General features: G+C 59.9%; 1 protein-coding gene. It reads left to right on the forward strand.

Translation table 11 applies throughout. The annotated features are described in order from the left end of the window. Positions 1-132 precede the first annotated feature (132 nt). The gene (locus N1032_RS27500; protein WP_259543902.1) at positions 133-333 is read left to right on the forward strand and encodes a hypothetical protein; all 201 of its coding nucleotides are present in this window, start codon (positions 133-135) and stop codon (positions 331-333) included. Positions 334-536: the final 203 nt, after the last annotated feature.

The following is a 536-nucleotide window of genomic DNA, read 5'->3' on the forward strand; positions in this document are numbered from 1 at the left end:
GGCCGTCGCAGATTTACCGATCAGCGACCCGCGCACGCCGCAGGATCTGGAAGCATTGCAGTGTCGCGAGCGCGCATGGTGTCCGGGTTTGCCGCTCGCCAGTGAAGGCGAATATCTCGACCGGTTCGCGAAATGAGTAACCGGCTCTGGATCCACCACGAAAGCGGCTGCGGCGGGCGGCTCAACGCCGAGCTATCCGACGAGCAGTTCCTCGCCGGTTCGTCGAATCTGGTCGAGTATTACGTCCGTACGGAGGTTTATGTCCACTGGCTGCGCAGTGGGTATGATATGGACTGGCGACCGCCTGAATGGATTTTAGCCCTGTACGATTGACTATATAACCGGTTGTCGCCTATGCTACGGGACGCCGGTTTTTTTATGGAGTGAGAAGAGTGTTAGAGTTCAGCAACGACGACGCGATCGCGTTCCTGCGCACACTGCCGGACGCCTGCGTCGACACCGTGATCACCGACCCGCCCTACGGCACGACCGATCAGGCCTGGGACGTGGTTATCCCTTTCGAGCCGCTATGGGCC

This window comes from Herbiconiux daphne (assembly GCF_024979295.1).
Lineage (GTDB): Bacteria > Actinomycetota > Actinomycetes > Actinomycetales > Microbacteriaceae > Herbiconiux > Herbiconiux daphnes.